The sequence below is a fragment of the Flavobacterium hankyongi genome (genome assembly GCF_036840915.1).
Classification (GTDB): Bacteria; Bacteroidota; Bacteroidia; order Flavobacteriales; family Flavobacteriaceae; genus Flavobacterium; species Flavobacterium hankyongi.
On sequence record NZ_CP085725.1, the window covers coordinates 1,433,940 to 1,451,826 of the forward strand.

21 protein-coding genes are annotated in these 17,887 nt (G+C 33.4%); 16 read left to right on the top strand and 5 right to left on the bottom strand.

Annotation, left to right across the window (positions count from 1 at the left end; all coding sequences use genetic code 11):
* Window positions 1-16: 16 nt before the first annotated feature.
* A complete protein-coding gene (locus LJY17_RS06575) occupies window positions 17-1,429 on the bottom strand; it encodes a hypothetical protein (RefSeq protein ID WP_264543048.1) in 1,413 nt (470 codons plus the stop codon).
* A gap of 490 nt (window positions 1,430-1,919) precedes the next feature.
* On the bottom strand, window positions 1,920-2,165 hold the full coding sequence (locus LJY17_RS06580) for a hypothetical protein (RefSeq protein WP_264543049.1): 246 nt from the start codon (window positions 2,163-2,165) through the stop codon (window positions 1,920-1,922).
* 304 nt (window positions 2,166-2,469) lie between these two features.
* Between LJY17_RS06580 and LJY17_RS06585 the strand changes: the two genes are divergently transcribed.
* The gene (locus tag LJY17_RS06585; RefSeq protein ID WP_264543050.1) at window positions 2,470-2,652 is read left to right on the top strand and encodes a hypothetical protein; all 183 of its coding nucleotides are present in this window, start codon (window positions 2,470-2,472) and stop codon (window positions 2,650-2,652) included.
* On the opposite strand, the gene LJY17_RS06590 is transcribed toward LJY17_RS06585, so the two are convergent.
* Window positions 2,649-2,894 carry an XRE family transcriptional regulator gene (locus LJY17_RS06590; RefSeq protein WP_264543051.1) on the bottom strand — a complete coding sequence of 82 codons (246 nt, stop codon included), beginning with the start codon at window positions 2,892-2,894 and terminating at the stop codon, window positions 2,649-2,651. The genes LJY17_RS06585 and LJY17_RS06590 overlap by 4 nt on opposite strands.
* Before the next feature lie 99 nt (window positions 2,895-2,993).
* On the opposite strand from LJY17_RS06590, the gene LJY17_RS06595 reads away from it, so the two are divergent.
* Window positions 2,994-3,890, top strand: coding sequence for a hypothetical protein (locus tag LJY17_RS06595; protein ID WP_264543052.1), 897 nt, complete (start codon window positions 2,994-2,996; stop codon window positions 3,888-3,890).
* Window positions 3,891-3,916: 26 nt separating this feature from the next.
* Entirely contained in the window at window positions 3,917-4,186 is a 270-nt protein-coding gene (locus LJY17_RS06600) for a hypothetical protein (protein WP_264543053.1), read from the top strand.
* Between the two features lie 34 nt (window positions 4,187-4,220).
* On the opposite strand, the gene LJY17_RS06605 is transcribed toward LJY17_RS06600, so the two are convergent.
* Window positions 4,221-5,210 carry a DNA cytosine methyltransferase gene (locus LJY17_RS06605; RefSeq protein WP_264543054.1) on the bottom strand — a complete coding sequence of 330 codons (990 nt, stop codon included), beginning with the start codon at window positions 5,208-5,210 and terminating at the stop codon, window positions 4,221-4,223.
* A 198-nt stretch (window positions 5,211-5,408) separates the two neighbouring features.
* Between LJY17_RS06605 and LJY17_RS06610 the strand changes: the two genes are divergently transcribed.
* From LJY17_RS06610 to LJY17_RS06670, 13 genes are all read left to right on the top strand, one after another.
* Entirely contained in the window at window positions 5,409-5,720 is a 312-nt protein-coding gene (locus tag LJY17_RS06610) for a hypothetical protein (protein ID WP_264543055.1), read from the top strand.
* A 22-nt stretch (window positions 5,721-5,742) separates the two neighbouring features.
* Window positions 5,743-6,585 carry a recombinase family protein gene (locus LJY17_RS06615; RefSeq protein WP_264543056.1) on the top strand — a complete coding sequence of 281 codons (843 nt, stop codon included), beginning with the start codon at window positions 5,743-5,745 and terminating at the stop codon, window positions 6,583-6,585.
* A 32-nt stretch (window positions 6,586-6,617) separates the two neighbouring features.
* Entirely contained in the window at window positions 6,618-7,637 is a 1,020-nt protein-coding gene (locus tag LJY17_RS06620; RefSeq protein WP_264543057.1) for a hypothetical protein, read from the top strand.
* Window positions 7,638-7,720: 83 nt separating this feature from the next.
* Entirely contained in the window at window positions 7,721-8,014 is a 294-nt protein-coding gene (locus LJY17_RS06625; protein WP_264543058.1) for a hypothetical protein, read from the top strand.
* Window positions 8,015-8,057: 43 nt separating this feature from the next.
* Window positions 8,058-8,852 (top strand): phage Gp37/Gp68 family protein, encoded by a 795-nt coding sequence (locus LJY17_RS06630; protein WP_264543059.1) that lies wholly within the window; start codon window positions 8,058-8,060, stop codon window positions 8,850-8,852.
* A gap of 264 nt (window positions 8,853-9,116) precedes the next feature.
* Complete coding sequence (locus LJY17_RS06635) at window positions 9,117-9,701, top strand: hypothetical protein (RefSeq protein ID WP_264543060.1); 585 nt, start codon at window positions 9,117-9,119, stop codon at window positions 9,699-9,701.
* A 13-nt stretch (window positions 9,702-9,714) separates the two neighbouring features.
* The gene (locus tag LJY17_RS06640) at window positions 9,715-10,278 is read left to right on the top strand and encodes a hypothetical protein (RefSeq protein WP_264543061.1); all 564 of its coding nucleotides are present in this window, start codon (window positions 9,715-9,717) and stop codon (window positions 10,276-10,278) included.
* Window positions 10,279-10,282: 4 nt separating this feature from the next.
* On the top strand, window positions 10,283-11,407 hold the full coding sequence (locus tag LJY17_RS06645; RefSeq protein WP_264543062.1) for a hypothetical protein: 1,125 nt from the start codon (window positions 10,283-10,285) through the stop codon (window positions 11,405-11,407).
* Between the two features lie 18 nt (window positions 11,408-11,425).
* Complete coding sequence (locus LJY17_RS06650; RefSeq protein ID WP_264543063.1) at window positions 11,426-11,953, top strand: hypothetical protein; 528 nt, start codon at window positions 11,426-11,428, stop codon at window positions 11,951-11,953.
* A gap of 111 nt (window positions 11,954-12,064) precedes the next feature.
* Window positions 12,065-12,985, top strand: coding sequence for a tyrosine-type recombinase/integrase (locus LJY17_RS06655; RefSeq protein ID WP_264543064.1), 921 nt, complete (start codon window positions 12,065-12,067; stop codon window positions 12,983-12,985).
* A 10-nt stretch (window positions 12,986-12,995) separates the two neighbouring features.
* Window positions 12,996-13,865, top strand: coding sequence for a tyrosine-type recombinase/integrase (locus LJY17_RS06660; protein ID WP_264543065.1), 870 nt, complete (start codon window positions 12,996-12,998; stop codon window positions 13,863-13,865).
* Window positions 13,866-13,983: 118 nt separating this feature from the next.
* Window positions 13,984-15,417, top strand: coding sequence for a hypothetical protein (locus LJY17_RS06665; RefSeq protein ID WP_264543066.1), 1,434 nt, complete (start codon window positions 13,984-13,986; stop codon window positions 15,415-15,417).
* Window positions 15,418-15,435: 18 nt separating this feature from the next.
* Window positions 15,436-16,485 carry a restriction endonuclease gene (locus LJY17_RS06670; protein WP_264543067.1) on the top strand — a complete coding sequence of 350 codons (1,050 nt, stop codon included), beginning with the start codon at window positions 15,436-15,438 and terminating at the stop codon, window positions 16,483-16,485.
* A 57-nt stretch (window positions 16,486-16,542) separates the two neighbouring features.
* On the opposite strand, the gene LJY17_RS06675 is transcribed toward LJY17_RS06670, so the two are convergent.
* On the bottom strand, window positions 16,543-16,983 hold the full coding sequence (locus LJY17_RS06675; protein WP_264543068.1) for a hypothetical protein: 441 nt from the start codon (window positions 16,981-16,983) through the stop codon (window positions 16,543-16,545).
* Window positions 16,984-17,887: the final 904 nt, after the last annotated feature.

The following is a 17,887-nucleotide window of genomic DNA, read 5'->3' on the forward strand; positions in this document are numbered from 1 at the left end:
GTGATTATTCACTTATTCAAAAAAAACTCTCAGGTAAATCATATCCATCATCAATAAATTTATAATCCTCTTCAGAATCCATTTTTTCCTCCAATAAATCCTTTTCATGCAATTGCGGTGCAATACCATACATTTCAATACAAACACTCACCAAAGTCTCCCTTACAACCGATAACTCACTTTCAGTAACCAGAAAAGAATCGTGAATCGTAAACGGATTTATATTCTTCTCCTGAAGTCTGACCATGACCATATCCAATACAGTCAATGATTCCCTTTCCTGAAGCAAAACCGCAAGTGTGTTGTTCTTCTTGAAATTCACCTGATTGATGTACTTCATAATTGTTGGAAATTTCTCCGCAAATACCTCCTTTATACTCAGATATGATTCCACTTTCGAGTAGAGAATCCTAAATAGGTTGATTTTGGATTTTTCACGGTAAACCACCTTGTTTTCATCATCCAAAGAATCGTAATCAATTCCAAAAAAATCATTAGCCAAATATTCATACAACACCCCATTAACTGCCAATTCACCATACAATTCCAGTTCATCTTTATTGATTCCAATTTCATTTTGGAGTTTAGTGTAGAGGAAGAACGGCTGACTGTTTTTGATATCCAAACTAAATAGCTTTTCATCGCTTTTAAGGAACTTTCTAAGATAAGATGGCAATGATGTTAGATTGGTATCCAAACGCCCGTTAGTCTTGTTTCTTTTGAAGAATAAATAACCATCATGAATGGCATAAACCTGCTGTTGGTGGACCATCAATCGATGCAATATATTATTCAGTTCATAACCGCAACGTTGCGTAATGATTATCCTGTCCATTGTTGTATTACTTCTGCATTCGATTAACTCCAATATCCTTTTGTCACTGATATCGTATTTGATTTTTTTGCATAATTCACTAATCTCACTTATGGCATTTTCAGTAATGGCAGACATAGCAGCATCAAAGTCAATCTTGAAATTCTTATAGTATTTGGATTTGAAGAATTCCAGATTCTTCACTCTTTTTTTCCTATTATTCAGTTTGATTTCCTTGATGCGCTTATTGATTTTGGAATCAGTTATTTCAACAGGAACCTTTGAACCAAGATATTCAGTCATTATCTTATATCCTTTGGCTTTGGATATGGTCCCATACTGGTAGAAGTCGTTTCTTTTAATAAGTCCGTTTTCCACCAAGAAGTCCAATGCTTCCCTGATGTAATTTGGGCTTGGTATTAGTTTTTGGAATGAAGACCTTGGGATTTCAATATAGCCGTAACGCCTTTGGAGTTCAGTCTTGAAGTAGATTTGTCTTCTGTAAATTAAATCGATGATGCAGTATAAATCATCTTTTCTTTTGTAATCTGTTTTGGTAATGTAATCTAAAATTGGTTGGGTAACATACCTCTGCTCATTTTTTGCAATTTTCATTAATATTTATGCTCTTATTCTCCCATTCCTTACGGAATGCTTATTTGCTCCTTATTTTACTTGCTAAGAGCAGCTGACAGTTGCGACCTGTCAGCAAGCAAGAATTTTATAGAGTTTATTCTCCTACTTATCCGTTTTTGTTAAAATATACGAATTGTTTAAAACATTGTCAAGTGAATTGGGTAAGAAAATTTGCCATGGGCATTTATTAATAAGTATCTGAGAAAAATGAAAACACCAGAAATAATAGGATTTTAATGAGAAATTCAAAAATGCGAAATTTATGATTCTATTCAATCCCTTTATTAGTAAGGCTTTCGGAAGATATTTTGAAAAAATAATACACATAAGGACCGCCTGCGGTTGGAATTTTCAAAGCGCACCGCTCCTTATGTGTATCAAAAATGTAAAAAATAGTTGGAAGTGCCAATAAAATCAATACTTCACAAAATTCATAAATTTCGCAAAAATGAATATTTAAGGAATTTTACTAGTTTAAGGCTTTGAAAATGGTTCTCAAAAGTCCAAATGAGAAGATGATTATTCCAATGACAATTTGGAATATTCCTCCAATCATTCCAAAAAGGAATGCAGTAGATTGGGAATTATGATACTGCCTCATTTGATGATTTTCAATTCCAGTCACGAATTTACTGGATACCAAATCGTACTTTAAATTGGTCTTTGATGAATTATCTGTTGGGAAGAAACTATTGAAATCTTGTTTATTGCTCATGTTTACAGGATTTTATACTCCGTGAATGTATCAAAACCATATGAATAAACCAACATAAAGCCCATAAAACCTGGTGTTTTCCGCACTTGATGGACAACTCTTTGCTGGTGAGGTCTAATTTAGAAACTTAAAAACATCCCTAGGGGCTCCCTGCTCATAACTTCAAGGTATGTAAGTCTTTAAAGTTATTCAATCTGCGATGACCGCCCTCTTCAAGAGAATTTAATTTTCCCATTTTTTGAAGCACTCAGAGAGATTCAGAAATTTTCTGAAAATTTTTTTGGTAAAATTTTGACTAAATCCTATGGGGAAAGTATTTATTATAAAAGATATTATGAAAAGAAAACTGAAAATAAAATTCTCGCAACTGAGAGAAATATTAAGCACGGAAGAGCCTAAATTTCCTTTGATACTAATAATGGATGGGATTACCGATAAGGAATTGGATGAGCTTTATAAGCTACTAAAAAAGAAAAAGAAGAGTTAATCTTCCTTTTTTATTGATAAATCTTTAATTATATCACTAGGATTTAAATCTAAAGCAAATGCCAATTTAAAAAGTAAATTCAAAGTCATTCCTTGTCCAAAATCGAAAAGTAAGCGTATTGTTTTTTCATCACAACCAGCCTTTTTAGCAAAGTGTGTCTTATTCCCATCAAACTTCTTTAAGAATTCTTGATGGATTCTACGAGTCACTTCTTTTTTAATATCGTCTAGCTGTTTCTGCATATAGCAAAATTGCATAAGACTTCCTAGAATAAAGTTTTACGCAAACGGAGTTTACTCCGTTTTTTATTTATATTTGCTCTGTAACTTAATATAAGAGCCATGAAAGTAACTTCATTTATCAAAATTATAATTGTAACCCTTTTGTCCGTTTCTTGCCAAAATCCAAAAGAAACACCTCCTAAAGAAAATGGAAAAAATCAAACAATAGAGCAGAATGATTCGGTTGCATCAACAACTGAAGAAGAACATACCAACAAAGCAAAAGGATTAAACTATGTAAAAGTCTTTATGTTTCCTGAAAATGATTACACACCAACTCAACAATCTGGAATAATAGTAAAGTACCAAAATGGAGCTTGTACAGGTTGTTTGTTTACTTATAATCCTAAGCATAATTTAAAAGAAATATGTGAATTCAAAGATTGTGAACTAGAAGGAAATATTATTCAGTTTAGCTATAAACAAGTAACTCTTAATTATTTTAAAACAGGTGATTACAACTATTTTGAAGGCTATGGGGAAATTTATGAGCAGTTCATGACTTTTAAAAAGCAAGATGTAACAAAAAATAATGATTTAAAAAAATGGGATGAGATTGAGGGTTTTACTGAATGTTATAAGGAAGAGCAAATACCAAATGAAATTTTAAATGCTATGCCCGAACTTTCAAAATATCTCAATTTAGAAATTTTAGAAAATAATGTAGCAAGTAAAAATCTACCAAGTTATGCTGATATAAGAGGGACTTTAATTCAAGAAACTAATATATCAACTATCAAAGAGATGCTTGGAGAACCAGACGATATATTTGATTATAATCAACTAGAATGGGACGTATATTATTTCGTTGCACAAAAAAATGGTAAAGTTGGTCATTTGGCAATTAGAATAAATGGACTTTCCCCACGAATAATTGATGAAGTCACATTTTATAATCCAGGGGATAGAATAAGACTATTCAACTCTTATTACATTTCACCAATAAAACCGAAATAAATAATACTAATCTTAAAGCTATAAAAATGAAAAGTAACAATAATTGGCTGTATATTATAGGATTCATATTTCTTATATTCATGTGGGCTAATAAATGCGACAACAATCTAAACAAAGAAGCAGAAACCAATACCGAACCTAAAAAGAAAATAAACTGTATGGTTTGTGGTAAAGACCTAACAGAAGATTACAATAGGATTTCGCCAAATGGGAATGGAAATTACTACTGTACTCCATGCTATAAAGCAACAATGCGAGATGTCCATAGAGAAATACAAGCCGAAGGATATGATTAGAAATAAAAAAGAGCCGTCTCCGGCTCTTTTTCTTTTACTGTCTTAATCCTTTAAACAAGTGTGCAACAACATTAACTGAAAACGCTAACCCCAACACTTTCAGTTTATCGGTTTTGGAAATTTTCGGCACTCCATCAACATAGAGGTCAGGTACAGTCATTAATCTTGAGTATTCCTTAATGCTTGGGTGACGGTAACAACCATTCGGGAAATCCAATTCTTCAGGATTGCTTCCAGATTTACCGATATATCCCGATGCTTCCAGAATGGCAGGATATCTCAATAATTTTTCTTCTTTTGGCAGTTTGGCAAATGATTCATCCTTATAAATGATGTTGCCTATATTCATCTTGAAATGCCTAAAGATTCCATTGGTCAACGTTACATTTCCAGATAATAAAACATTAGCCTTATCACGGTCCACAAAACCATTCTCCAATATATCCGAAAACGTTACATCCGTAGCATCAGGAACTGAAACATTTGGAATGTTGGTCCAGTATAAGCGTCTTCTATGTGCTGGTGTAATCAAGGCCGAATCGATTTTCAATAGCTGGGCATCATAAAATATCTTTGATAGTTCCTCGGTTATCTTATCCCTATCGACTGCTTTCATGCTCGCTACATTTTCCATTAGAAAATAAAGTTTTTTACTTGCTGGTTTGGACACCCTAATTTCGGTTAATATCCTAAGAGCTTCGTAAAACAATTTGGATTCCTCACCTTCCAATCCACGCCTATCAATAGGATTTATGCTGCTTAAATTGGTGCAAGGGCTACCAAATACCACCAAATCAATTTCATCGCTTAATTCGATTCCATTGATGTCTTTTACATCACCCAATTGGATAAAATTCTTGTCTTTTCCGTAGTGATGCTTTTGGATGGCCAATGCTGATTTATCGATTTCGGAGCAATAATATTTATTGATTTTTATTCCTGCTCTCTCAAGGGCCAATTTGGCACATGAAATGCCGTCAAATAGGGAAAGTATATTAATCCCTTCAGTCTTTTCATTTATCATATTTATCGTTTATTGATAAATATTTCGCCCTGGAGGAAAAGACAGATTTTGCTATGGGAGAATTGAAATATTTTTATAATCTCCCTATTCACGGGGCTTTACAGATAAATATTTTTTAAAATAATTGCAAAAAAGCTGGCACGGGAATAATATTCCTTGTATCCTCGTGGGATACAAGGAATATTAAAATATAGTATTATGAAAACATCGGAAAGAACAATGGAAATCGCTCAAGCAATTATGGACCAAATCAAATATGCTGACCGTTCGGCACTTTGGGCATGGGGAGCTAAACATTTCGCAGCAATTAGTGAATCAAAAGAATTTCAAGGCGGTTTAGCTTTTCAGGTAAATGGATTAACCCATAAAGGATGGGTAAAAGTGTGTTTGCGTTGGGTTGATGATTACACAATCATATTCATCAATAAGAATCGTGAAGTTGTGAAAACTGTTGAAGGCTGTTATTGTGATATGCTGGTTCCAGTTATCGACTTCATTGAGGGAAAATAATTCACCTATATAATATATAAGTATGGACCCTGCTTTTGAGCAGGGTTTTCTTTTTGGAAGAAATAGAAAAAAATATTCAAAAAAGCTGGCGCAGGAAGATATTTCCTCTTACACTCGTGGAGTACAGCGGATTCCAAACACTCGTTTAGAGTCCGCCATAAAAGAACAAAATTTTAGGATTATGAAGAAATATGTGGGTTATTTTCGTGTGAGTACTTCCGAACAGGGTAAATCTGGTTTGGGTCTGGAATCTCAAAAATCGGTTGTGGATAATTTTGTGAACTCTAACAATGGAGTTTTGATTGACAGCTTCACTGAAATCGAAACTGGTACCTCAAAGAGAAAACGTACTGAAATCTACAAAGCCATAGATTTTGCTAAAAAGAATAATGCGGTTTTGGTAATAGCAAAAATTGATAGGTTGGCCAGAAATGTTTTCTTCGTTTCTTCCTTGATGGAAACAGGCGTTGAGTTCGTTGCTTGTGATTTGCCACAGGCCACCAATTTTACCATTCATCTATATGCAGCTCTAGCAGAGATGGAGGCCAAACTTATAGCTGAACGTACCCGAAATGCTTTGGCTGAAAAGAAAAAACAGGGGTTTAAGCTTGGAACACCAGCAAATCTTACCGATGAATCAAAAAAGAAAGGGCTTGAAATAATCAGACAGAAGGCAATCAACAATAAAGCCAATATTCAAGCAACTGCACTCATTGTTGAGTATAGAGCAAAGGGGTTCAGCTATGACAAGATAGCAAATGCACTAAATCAATTAAACTTTGGTACTGCTAACGGTAAAATGCATAATTCTACAAGTGTACACAGATTGTACAAAAGGCATCTAAATACATTACCTATTAGCTAAAATTATATATTTACGTTTTAAATGCAATTAAAATGGGAGATAATATAGTTCACGATTTTTCAGGAGATGATGAAGATTTTTTGTCAGAAGAAGAATTAGAGTTTCTTGAAGACTCATCGCCAAAATATATTTTAGACAGTGAAGAGGAAATAAATATAGAGCTTAAAAATTTTTCAGAAGCTTACCATTCGGGTTTAAGTTTATCAAATTCATTAGAAAGGAAAATAAAACGATTAATCAAGAAATCACATGTTTTAGATGATGAGGAAGAGGAAAAAGTAAGGAAAAAATTTCTGGATTTATCAAATAAAATGGTCGTATGTAATAAAAAAATTAGTGAATTAATTAGGATAATCTATGAATTTTGTGAGGCAAATGATAAGTTTTGGTGCTATAGTTCAGTAGATGTTTATAAATCTAATTATTCTGTGCTGAAAGTAATTTTTTCAGAGAAATACCCTATTTCTAATGAGTTGGATTTTTTAAAATCAGAATATCAATATTTTTACTTAAATAAAGAAAACAAAGTAAATGTAGTTCATAAAGAAATTACAAATAAATATTTGAATGGTTTTTTATACTTTAATTCAAAATTAGATTTTGAAAACGATATGTTTTTTAGTTTAGTTAATCAGCGAAAAATAGATTTTATTGCTGAGGAGATTAAAAGTCATGGTTTCCAAATTGAAGCTTTACAAGATGGAGATGAAATCAAAATTAATCTAATACCCATAGTTGAAAGTTTTATTGATAATGATGAAGACACATCTCTTAACCTTTCTCAACTGCCAAGTTATAGTTTAGCAGAGAGATATGAGATATTAGTTCAATTGGGGATTGAAAATATTATATCAAAGCTAGATACATCTAAAAACAGTAAAAACATGTTACTTGGATTAATAATGGGGGTCAGTGTTGAAAATGCAAAAAAACTTCTTAATGGTACTTATAAATTAAACCCCGACAAAGAAAAAGCAAAAATTAAAAAAGCTGAAATCACCAATGAAATAAAGGATTTCATGGAAAGGAATAAAATAAAATTAAATAAATAAATTAAAAAAGGGTCTATTTCGGTAGACCCTTTTTTGTACCCCAACTCTCTTTGTACCATAGAAATTTAAAACCAAAAATTATTATGGAACAATTTAACATCACCACAGAACAATTAGATTCTATTAAAAGTCAAATTGAATCAATTATCGAAATTCTCAATTCAAATGAAATGTATTATGATTCAGGAGTACTTGAAGATATTTTACAAATGGGCTCAGGTGGAATAGTTTTTCATCATGAAATAGATTTATGGGAATTCCCTGAAGGTCTTGAAAAAGCATGTGATAAAGTTTATAGCGATGTTGTTGACTTTATACCAGACTTTCATCAAATGAATGAATTTATTGAAGTTTTCTTGGAAGAAAATGAATTCTAATAGCAAAGCAGATAGTTAAGTATTAATTTAAAATTATTTTATTATGGAAAAAAACAAAAAAAGTAAAGTAGAATTATCCAAAATTCAATGGACTGGACCAACATGGAATCCTTGGCATGGCTGTGCTAAAGTAAGTGCCGCGTGTAAATTTTGCTATATGTTTAGGGATAAAGAGCGTTATGGACAAAACCCAACGACAGTATTGAAATCAAAGACTAGCTTCGATGCCCCACTAAAATGGAAAGAGCCGCAACTGATATTCACTTGCAGTTGGTCAGATTGGTTCATCAAAGATGCGGATGAATGGAGAAAAGATGCTTGGGAAATCATCAAGAACACTCCAGAACATACTTATCAAATCCTGACCAAAAGACCAGAAAGAATTTTAGAATGTCTTCCAGAAGATTGGGGTGATGGTTATCCGAACGTATGGCTTGGGGTAAGTGTTGAGAGTGATGCAGAAAAGCACCGAATCGAAACGCTTTCAAAAGTTCCAGCTAGAATCCGATTCTTTTCAGCAGAACCATTAATTGGTGAACTGAACCTAGAGGATTATTCTGAAATCCTAACACAGAAATTTCATTGGATTATCCTTGGTGGTGAAAGTGGTAACAAAACTGGAAAATACCTATTCAGAGAATGTAAAATGGAATGGTTCACAAAGCTGATTGATGTCTCACGACAAACAAATATGAAAGTCTTCGTGAAACAGTTGGGAACGCACTTGGCAGGTGAATTTGGCTTAAAAGACCGTCACGGGGGCAATATTGAGGAATGGGAAGAATCTTTACAGATTAGGGAATTTCCTGAAAGCATTGAAAAATACAGGGTAGCTTAAAAGTTCTAAAAGCCCTATTTCAATACAACGGAGAGGAAAAATCCAAAAAAGCTGGCGAGAATCAAATTTTCCTTCTATCCTCGCAGTAATTAAGCAATTCGATTGCTTATTCATTAAGTTCAAAAATGTGAAAGAAAGGTAATCTTTCACCAAATCAATAAAATATAAATAACTGTTTATCAGTAGAAAGTATTCGGTGAAATATCCGAACAGGGATTCTTTTATCCTGATTTAACCTAATTATTAATTTAAAAAATAAGTATTATGAAAAAAAGTTTTTTTGATGAGTTAAACCCAAGAGAGTTTAACCTAATGTGTGATTTTATGAATGGTAGAACCGTTGATTTTACGGATGTATATTGGAGAGCGACTTTCATGTCTGGCTTAAGAGATTACTCCAATGAAGAGCAAAACCATTTTCAAAGGTGGCAAGTTGACAAAGAGGAATTATTTCTAAAACTGGAATCCCATACCAACATTCGTTTAATCGTTTTGATGTCCGCACTCGATGAGTTCTGGGATAAAGATGAAGAAATGTACCATGATATGGATATGCAATGTCCATCTTCAAAAGTTCATGAGATTTTAACAGACGATGAAACTCAAAGCCCAATTTCGTGGAACCCTGAAGTGCAGACCCTAGAAGAATTCATTGATGAAACCATGGAAAATGAATATGATTTCTTTGTCAATATACTGGATTTAAAAGGAGACTCAAAAGGTATTTGCGCTGTAAAAGAGGAAGATTTAATTGGATTTATGCTATCGATTTCAAATGAGAGATGGTTTGCGAGAATCCAAAGAAATGATGGATTTGTCAAAAATGATTTTGTCTCATTTACAAACTAAAAGCCTTTTAATTATGGAAACATTGGAATCATTATTTCTGTCTTTCGAGACAGGCATTAGAAGCAGTAAGGCCATAAAGCCAAAAGAATACCTAAAGGAAATCGGATTGGACTACAACGAGCTTAGAATTGGCTTTAATTCAGGTCAATTCCATCATCGGGAAAGCCAAACCACCAAAGATGAATTCGAGGCTTTAGGAGTGCTAAAAAAGAGTGATGCCGGGGTAAATAAAGAAGGATTGACAGCCTATACCGTATTTGGTAGGTATGGGCTGGTCTTCCCCCTACTGAATGAGCAAAATAGGATTGTAAATTTCTTTGCGCTGAGGTTTGACATGGAAACCCAAAGAGAGGAATATCTCAACGAAACGGGCATCTATCCAAGCCACCCCAATAGAAATACTAAAAGACTCTACCTGACCACAACGGTAATGGAATGCGCCAGCCTACTGCAAAGCAAGACATTGGAAAACAGGGATGCCGTTATGGCGATGCACAATGGAAAACTATTAACCCAGCATTTGGAAGCTATCAAATCCCTACATGAACTGGAAGAAATAATAATCATTAAAAACTAAAACTATGGAAACCATAAAACTACAATTGCAAAACACTAGACCTGATTTACCAATCAACTTGATTGAACTGCCTGAAGGGGAAAACCTAAATACGATGCTGGTCAACTACGGCCCTGAAAGCATTGGAGAATTCTTAAACAATCCAACGGGAGAAGAAGAAAGCAATGTCTTGGAAATCATTGGGGATTTCAAAATTGGCTTTAAGGGCAGAACGGGGATGTTCTATGTAATCGGAGCCTTACCGATGGATTTGGGAAACCTTAGGGTATCACTCCAAATTGTGGAAAAGCACAACCAGAAGAAACACCGATTGAAAATTGATTTGTTTGATTTTGTAAATGTCCAGAACCAATGTAGGGAACTCAATGAAAAACAAGGTTTTGATGCGAACCTATTGGAAGCCGATTTGATACTTTTTACTGACCTTTTGGAAGAATATAGGGAATCACTATTCAATGAAGAAATGAATCCAGTGACCGACCAATATTCGGAGAAAGAGCTTACTCCACAAGCCCATGAAAAAGCAATAGAATTCCTTAAGAATCCTAGGGTATTGCAGAATGTAAGCAAACTATTGGGGCAAAGCGGGATTGTTGGTGAAGAAGACAATAGGCTTTTGATGTTCATCATCGCAAGCAGCTATAAAATGCCTTATCTGCTTCATGGACTCGTGCAAGGCTCCAGCGGTGAAGGAAAGAGCCATCTCATCAATGCCATTGCAGATTGCATGCCGCAGGAAGATGTGATGAACATGACCCGAATTACAAGCAAATCCTTATACCATTACAAAGAAAAGGAATTGATGAACAAACTGGTGCTGATTCAGGATTTTGATGGACTTGATGAAGACGCACAGTTAGCATTTCGGGAAATGCAGTCGGCCAAGTTCCTGTCAAGTTCTACGGTTGTCAAAGATATGTTTGGCAATACAAGAGGAAAGATGAAAACGGTTCAAGCTCATTTTTCCAGTCTTACAGCTACTACCAAATCCGATGTGTATTTTGACAATATGAGCCGTTCGGTAGTATTGGGAGTGGATGAAAGCCGTGAACAGACGCTTAAAATCATAGAAGCCCAAAACAAACGCATTGCTGGGCTTTATGATAAAGAAAGCGAACAACAGGCCTAACAGCTTCTTAGAAACTGCATGCGGGTACTCAAATCCTATGAAGTAGTCAATCCGTTTGCCAATCAATTGATGTTGCCATTGGAAGCCAAGATGCTTAGAAGACTCAACAGCCATTTCCAGAATTTCGTTTCCCAAATCACTATCCTGAATCAATTCAGGAGAAAAATCGATGACAAAGGAAGGTTAATCACAACCAAAGAGGATATTGAAAAAGCGGTTGAGGTTTTCTTCAGCTCGATTGTAATCAAGGTGGATGAATTGGATAAAAGCAGCAGACAGTTCTTTGAGCAACTAAAAGGCTATGTAAAGAGCCAACCCAACGGTTCAACTTACAGGTTTACGGCAAGAGAAGTTCGCCAAAGCCTGAACATGAGCAAGACATCGGCTTTCAAGTATTTTGAATTATTGCAGAAGCTGGAATACATACAAGCCGTGGAAGGTTCTCCCAATAAGGGATTCAAGTATGTCATTTCCTATTGGGATAATATGGAAAAGATGAAAGCTAAAATCAGGGAAGACTTGAATAATCAGCTAAAACAATTGTAAAACACCAAAAAGAACACTGGAATGCCAGTAAAATAAGGTTATATGATGCTAGTGTTCGATGTTTTTGAAAGTGTGCATAAGGAAAGATTGTAAAACCAAATGATAATGACCATGAAAAAGACGATAAAAACACCAGCCTATGAGAACCTTCTTAAAGAGTTTGACAGGTTTGTAAAAGTAAGGAACTACAAACAGGGTCAAAGAGGGAAAATGTACCAGAATGCAGTAAAGGAGTTTCTCATTTGGCTGGAAGATTCGGGAGTGACCAAGATAAAGGATGTAGACAGCCAAGAGACAATAAGTTATTTTGAATACCTAATAGCGAGACCCAAACAACGAGGTGAAGGCACTTTGGCCGAGAAGACCATCAAATTTCATTTATTCACTATGGGACTTTTCATGTTGAACCTTTTGGAAAACAAGGAAATTGATAAAGAGTTCTACATTCCAACGTACGGAAACGGGATTCAGAATCCGAGAAACATACTTTCAACTGTTGAGGTTAAAATGCTCTTCGATAACTGTACATCTGAAATTGAAAGAGCTTTGTTGTCAGTTGCCTATGGCTGTGGTCTTAGAAGGTCTGAAATTGAGAAACTGGATGTCAAAGACGTACAACTCACAAGTGGAATGCTGATGGTCCGTAAGGGAAAAGGTAGCAAGAGACGTGAAGTCCCTATGAGTGACTCGGTTCTTAAATGCTTAAAGCAATACATTACTGAAGAACGGTATCAGAAACTGATAGGTAGAAACCAGTTGGAAGAGGCTCTTTTTGTCAATGCCAGAGGAAAAAGAGCAAGTGGTGAAATCCTCAATGATATGCTGAAAAGGATTATCGAGCAAACAGATAATTATGAGCTGATTCAAAAAGACATCTCGCTCCATTGTCTTCGCCATAGTATTGCCAGTCATCTTTCCGATAATGATGCAGGTATTGAATTTATTAGGCGTTTCCTTGGTCATTCTGAAATCAATACCACCTACATATATGCCATTAAGAACAAAAAGCGAAAGCCAGTAGTAACCTTTTAAAATCAAGCTTATGGAAAAAATCAAATTAGAGGATTATCTAAAACAGCGATTGGCAGATAAAACAGCCCAGAGCTATCTTTTCACTATCAATAATTTTATCAAGACCAATCCCAAGTGTAAACGATATAAGTTTCACGATATCATCAACTATATGGATGAGGTTACGCAGAAACAATCCAATACCCAATACAGAATCCGAATCCTATCAGCCATTAAAAAGTACTACGAGTATCTGGTGATGACTGGAGTAAGAAAAGACCATCCCTGCAAAAAACTGAATATTAAAAACAGAAGCAATCAGGATATCCAATTACAGGATTTGTTTAGCAGCGAAGAATTGCAATTGCTACTACAAAGGGAAAACCGCTATTGGTTTTTGGAATCCCGAAACAATGTGCTTTTGTCGCTTTTAATTTATCAAGGTCTTACCAGTGAAGAAATCACGAACCTTGAATTAAAAGACATTGATTTGGAAAACGGGACCATATATATCAAAGCATCTAATACCCTTAACAGAAGAACCCTTGAACTCCTCAACAAGCAAATACTTCCATTATCCAAATACATTGAGGAGGTTAGACAAAAAATGCTTCGTTGCAATACTGATAAGCTCATTTTAAATAAGCTTGGAAAACCGATTTCGGTTGATGGCATTCATTCGATTATCGAACCATTAAAGACTTTGTTTCCAGACAGGAAATTGAATCCGCAAACTATTCGAATGAGTGTGATTTGTAATTGGCTGAATGAAAAAAAATATGATTTGGTAAAGGTTCAGGAATTGGCTGGACATAAATGGCCTGGGACAACTGAGAAATATATCCGAGTTGATGTAAATGCAGAAAGGGAATTGATAAATAGGTATTTTCCCCTGATTTAGACTTATAGTATATCACTAAATTTAGTTACTAAGAAAATCATTATAAATAGGGATTGTTTGATATTTGGTTTTATAATACATTACACATGAAATTATTATTAACCAATTAAAAAAATATATGAATGAAAATTTACCACAAGTTCAGGATTCAAGTAATAATAGCTTAATACAATTGAAGGAATTTGAATCTGGATTAAAACAAGTATTAAGTTTGCATTCGCTACCAAGTGAAGGTGTATTTGTAGATATTCCAGAAAGAGTTAATGTCTTTAAAAATCTTGATTCAGTTTTAGCTCAAATTTCAGTTGATGAAAAAGGTCAATCTCTCTATCTATCTAAATTTATTGCAAGTACTGCATCAGGCTTATTTGATGCTTCTTTAAATTATTTGTGGGATGAAACCATTTTGCAGATTAGGAAAAGAGTTTCACAATATGATATTGAGTTTTTTTATGATAATGCTGTAACTGAAGACAGGAGAAAGCGCTTAAAAGATGAAAATGATTTAAATAAAGTTGATGATTACGATTTAATACGAGGTGCAAAAGAAATAGGATTGATTTCCGATTTAGGGTTTAAGCATCTTGAATATATTAATTATATGAGAAATTGGGCAAGCGCAGCTCATCCAAATAATAGTGAGATAACTGGACTTCAGTTGGTTTCTTGGCTTGAAACTTGTATAAAAGAAGTAATAACGCTACCAATTTCTAACGTTACAATTAGAATAAAGCAGTTACTGCAAGGAGTTAAGAATACAGTAATTTCAAATAGTGATGCTCAAGAAATAGCTGTCTTTACAACCAGTTTAACACAAGAGCAGATAAATAACTTAGCATCTGGTTTTTTTGGAATATATGTAAAACCCGAAACTGAGAGTCAAACGCATCAAAATATTAATAAGCTTTTGCCTGAAATATGGGGAAGAGTTGATGAGGATGTGAAACAAACTTTTGGCCTTAAGTATGCCCATTTTACGGCTAACAATAGTCAAGATGAGAAAAGACTTTCTAGACAATTTTTACAAATTGTTGGAGCGGAAAGTTATATTCCTGATGATTTGCGAGCTATAGAAATAGACAATACAATTAACAACTTGCTATCAGCCCATAGAGGCTTTAATAATTTTTATAATGAACCTGCTTTTGCACGTCAGTTACAAAGAATTATAGGTCAACCTATCAAAGTACCTAAATCTGTTGAGAAGAAATTTATTATTGCAATTGTAGAAACATTTCTCACAAATGGCAATGGAGTTGCTGTAAGTGCTAATGATATTTATACAGAAATATTGTCAAATCTTGATTCACATCAAGCCAATATTGCAATTCTATCTTTTACTGATACGAGAATAAGCAGTAGGTTACAGTTTACACTTTCTCAAAGGAAATTTCAGCAATTAATTGAAATTGTGAAACCAAGCATTACTTCACCACCTGTAAATGATTTAATTAATTATATTCAAAATGATTACAAAGGAAAGCCTCAATTCTTAATGAACGATAAAACTGTAAAAACCTCTGTAGAAAATTTGAGAACACTTTTAAGATAAGGCTTTAAAGAAAATAAAATGAAATACAAAGTTGAGGATATAGATTTTAAAAATGTTTCACCAAGAGGTTTTGAAAACTTGTGTTATGACTTATTAGTTCAATATAATTTCCACAATCTTATTTGGAGAGAGGGAGGCGCTGATAATGGACGAGATATAGAAGCAAGTTATAATTTTGCTAATCCAATAAACAATGTTGAAACAAAATGGTTTTTTGAATGTAAACATTATTCAAATGGAGTTCCAGTCAATGAATTGACTTCTAAAATAGCGTGGGCTGATGCTGAACAACCAAATTATCTTGTTTTTTTTATTAGTTCATATCTAACAAACGCGACACGAACTTGGTTAGAAATGATACAATCGCAAAAGAGTTACAAAATAATTACAGTAGAAGGTGAAGAAATTAAAAATAAAATAGTAAAATATTCAGACTTAGTTGAACGATATTTTTCTCAAAACCAATACGAAGATTTATTTAGAAGCATAAAAGATTTTAAAGTCAAATTTGGTATTAAGCCAAGTTATGAAGTTTTAAAAGAAATTATTGAGAACATAGATTATTCAAAGCTTGAAATTGAAGATTTTGGATTTATTATTGTTAACTTTTATATGCAGTATAACTTATTTGATTTAGCGGGTGAATATACAGGTAATTTTGATATTACAATTATTGACAAGATTCTAGCTCATCTTAAGCAAATAATTACTAATGATGAATTGAATTCATTTAATAAATATAAAAATGATTTTGATGTATTAGGTGGTGTTGGATTTCTTGACGAAATGGAAAATATTGGATATTTAGACGAGGAAGATGAAGTTGGAAACTTTAATTTTCAATTTTATCATTTACATCTATTTCCAAGTAAAGAAACTGAGAATTGGAAAGTTGGACTTTACGTTTTTGTAATTTTTGAAGATGTTGCATTTGAAATTTTTAATGACGATGAGACTCAGATAAGAATCATAAACGATTTCAATCCTGATAAAATTTCTGAAATTGCAATTAATAAAAGTGGAACAATTATAGAAGACTACAAAAGTTATTTAGAAATTTTTGAGTAAAAGTATCAGATTTTAGAGTCAATAAGTGTGGTGCTATATTTTAATAACTTAACTGGGTTAGTGTTTTAAAACTTCCAAAACTTTACACAAATCTACTTTTAACAACTCTACCCTAGAATCTCTCTTGAATGCGGTTGGTTTATTAGTTTTGGTTCTGCTAATTTTATATATTTCTAAACTTTCTTTATCAATAACGAAAGCTTCTTTTACTGATTGCATATTTTCCATTAATTCAGATAATTTCCTAGCATCATCTTTTACTTTACCGGCATTACATATTTCAATTAGCAAAACAGCTTCTGCTGGAATTCCTCTTATCGTCTTGTAAACAGTTAAATCTGGAATTTTAGGACTTTTAGGTTTGAGAGAAAGCTCGGGTAAAGCAATAAAATTCCTGTAGCTTTTAACCTCAACCATTTTTTTCATTAAATCATAAATTACATAGGATATGATTTGCTGATGTCTAAAGTCATTTCCTGGACCACTTAATCCTGCCATAATTTTTAAAAATATTTTTTGGATTTATAACAATACATAAAAAAATCTACAAAAACCGAATCAAATCGAGGTCACAAAAAACATTCGTAAAGCGTTGGATTTACTGAGATACAAATTGTGAATTTAAAATCTGCACAACATTTGCACAACATTCAGTTTTTTTTTTGACGGAAATAGTGAAGTGTCATTTTTTAAAAATGAATAAATTCCTAGCAAACTAGCTAGAGTTCCTATAAAACTTTCTAAATCCATAAAGTGAAAATACAAAAAATAAGAAATTGACAAATTAAAAAGTGGACAAATTTTTTTTCCCGCAAATTGTCCACCACAGGCCACAGTGTTTACTGGGGTTTTCATTTTTATAAAAAAGACTATAAAATCAAAAGTCCTTTATTCATAGGCTTTCTCATCGATTTTTTCTTGCACTTTGATGTCCTTTTTTATGTCATTCGTAATCTGAATATTTGAATCGCTAAAATTTCATGTCTTAAATTAAAAAAACGAATGAATTTATTTAGCACCATGATTGTGAACTACTGATTTTACTGGATTTTTTCTGTCCTATTTTTTCAGAACCTCAGTAAATACCTTAGCTCACGAGAAAGTGACAAATTGTTTCCTATCGTTGAAAATAATATGAATCAATTTGTAAACAAATTCAAAAATCAGGATATAACTTAAAAATATATTAGAAAATGAATAAATTAATAATCGTGCTTGTCTTTTTCCTTTTAGTAATTATACTTGGATTGGCTTTTCCTGACAGAGTTGTCATTGTTTTTTTTGCTTTGAGTTTAGTAATAGCTCCTATCTGTAATGCTCTGATAGCTTATTTTGACAAAGACAAAAAATAACCTTCGCTTTCCGTTGTAGTAAAATACAAACAAGTTTGTAAAATGTTGTT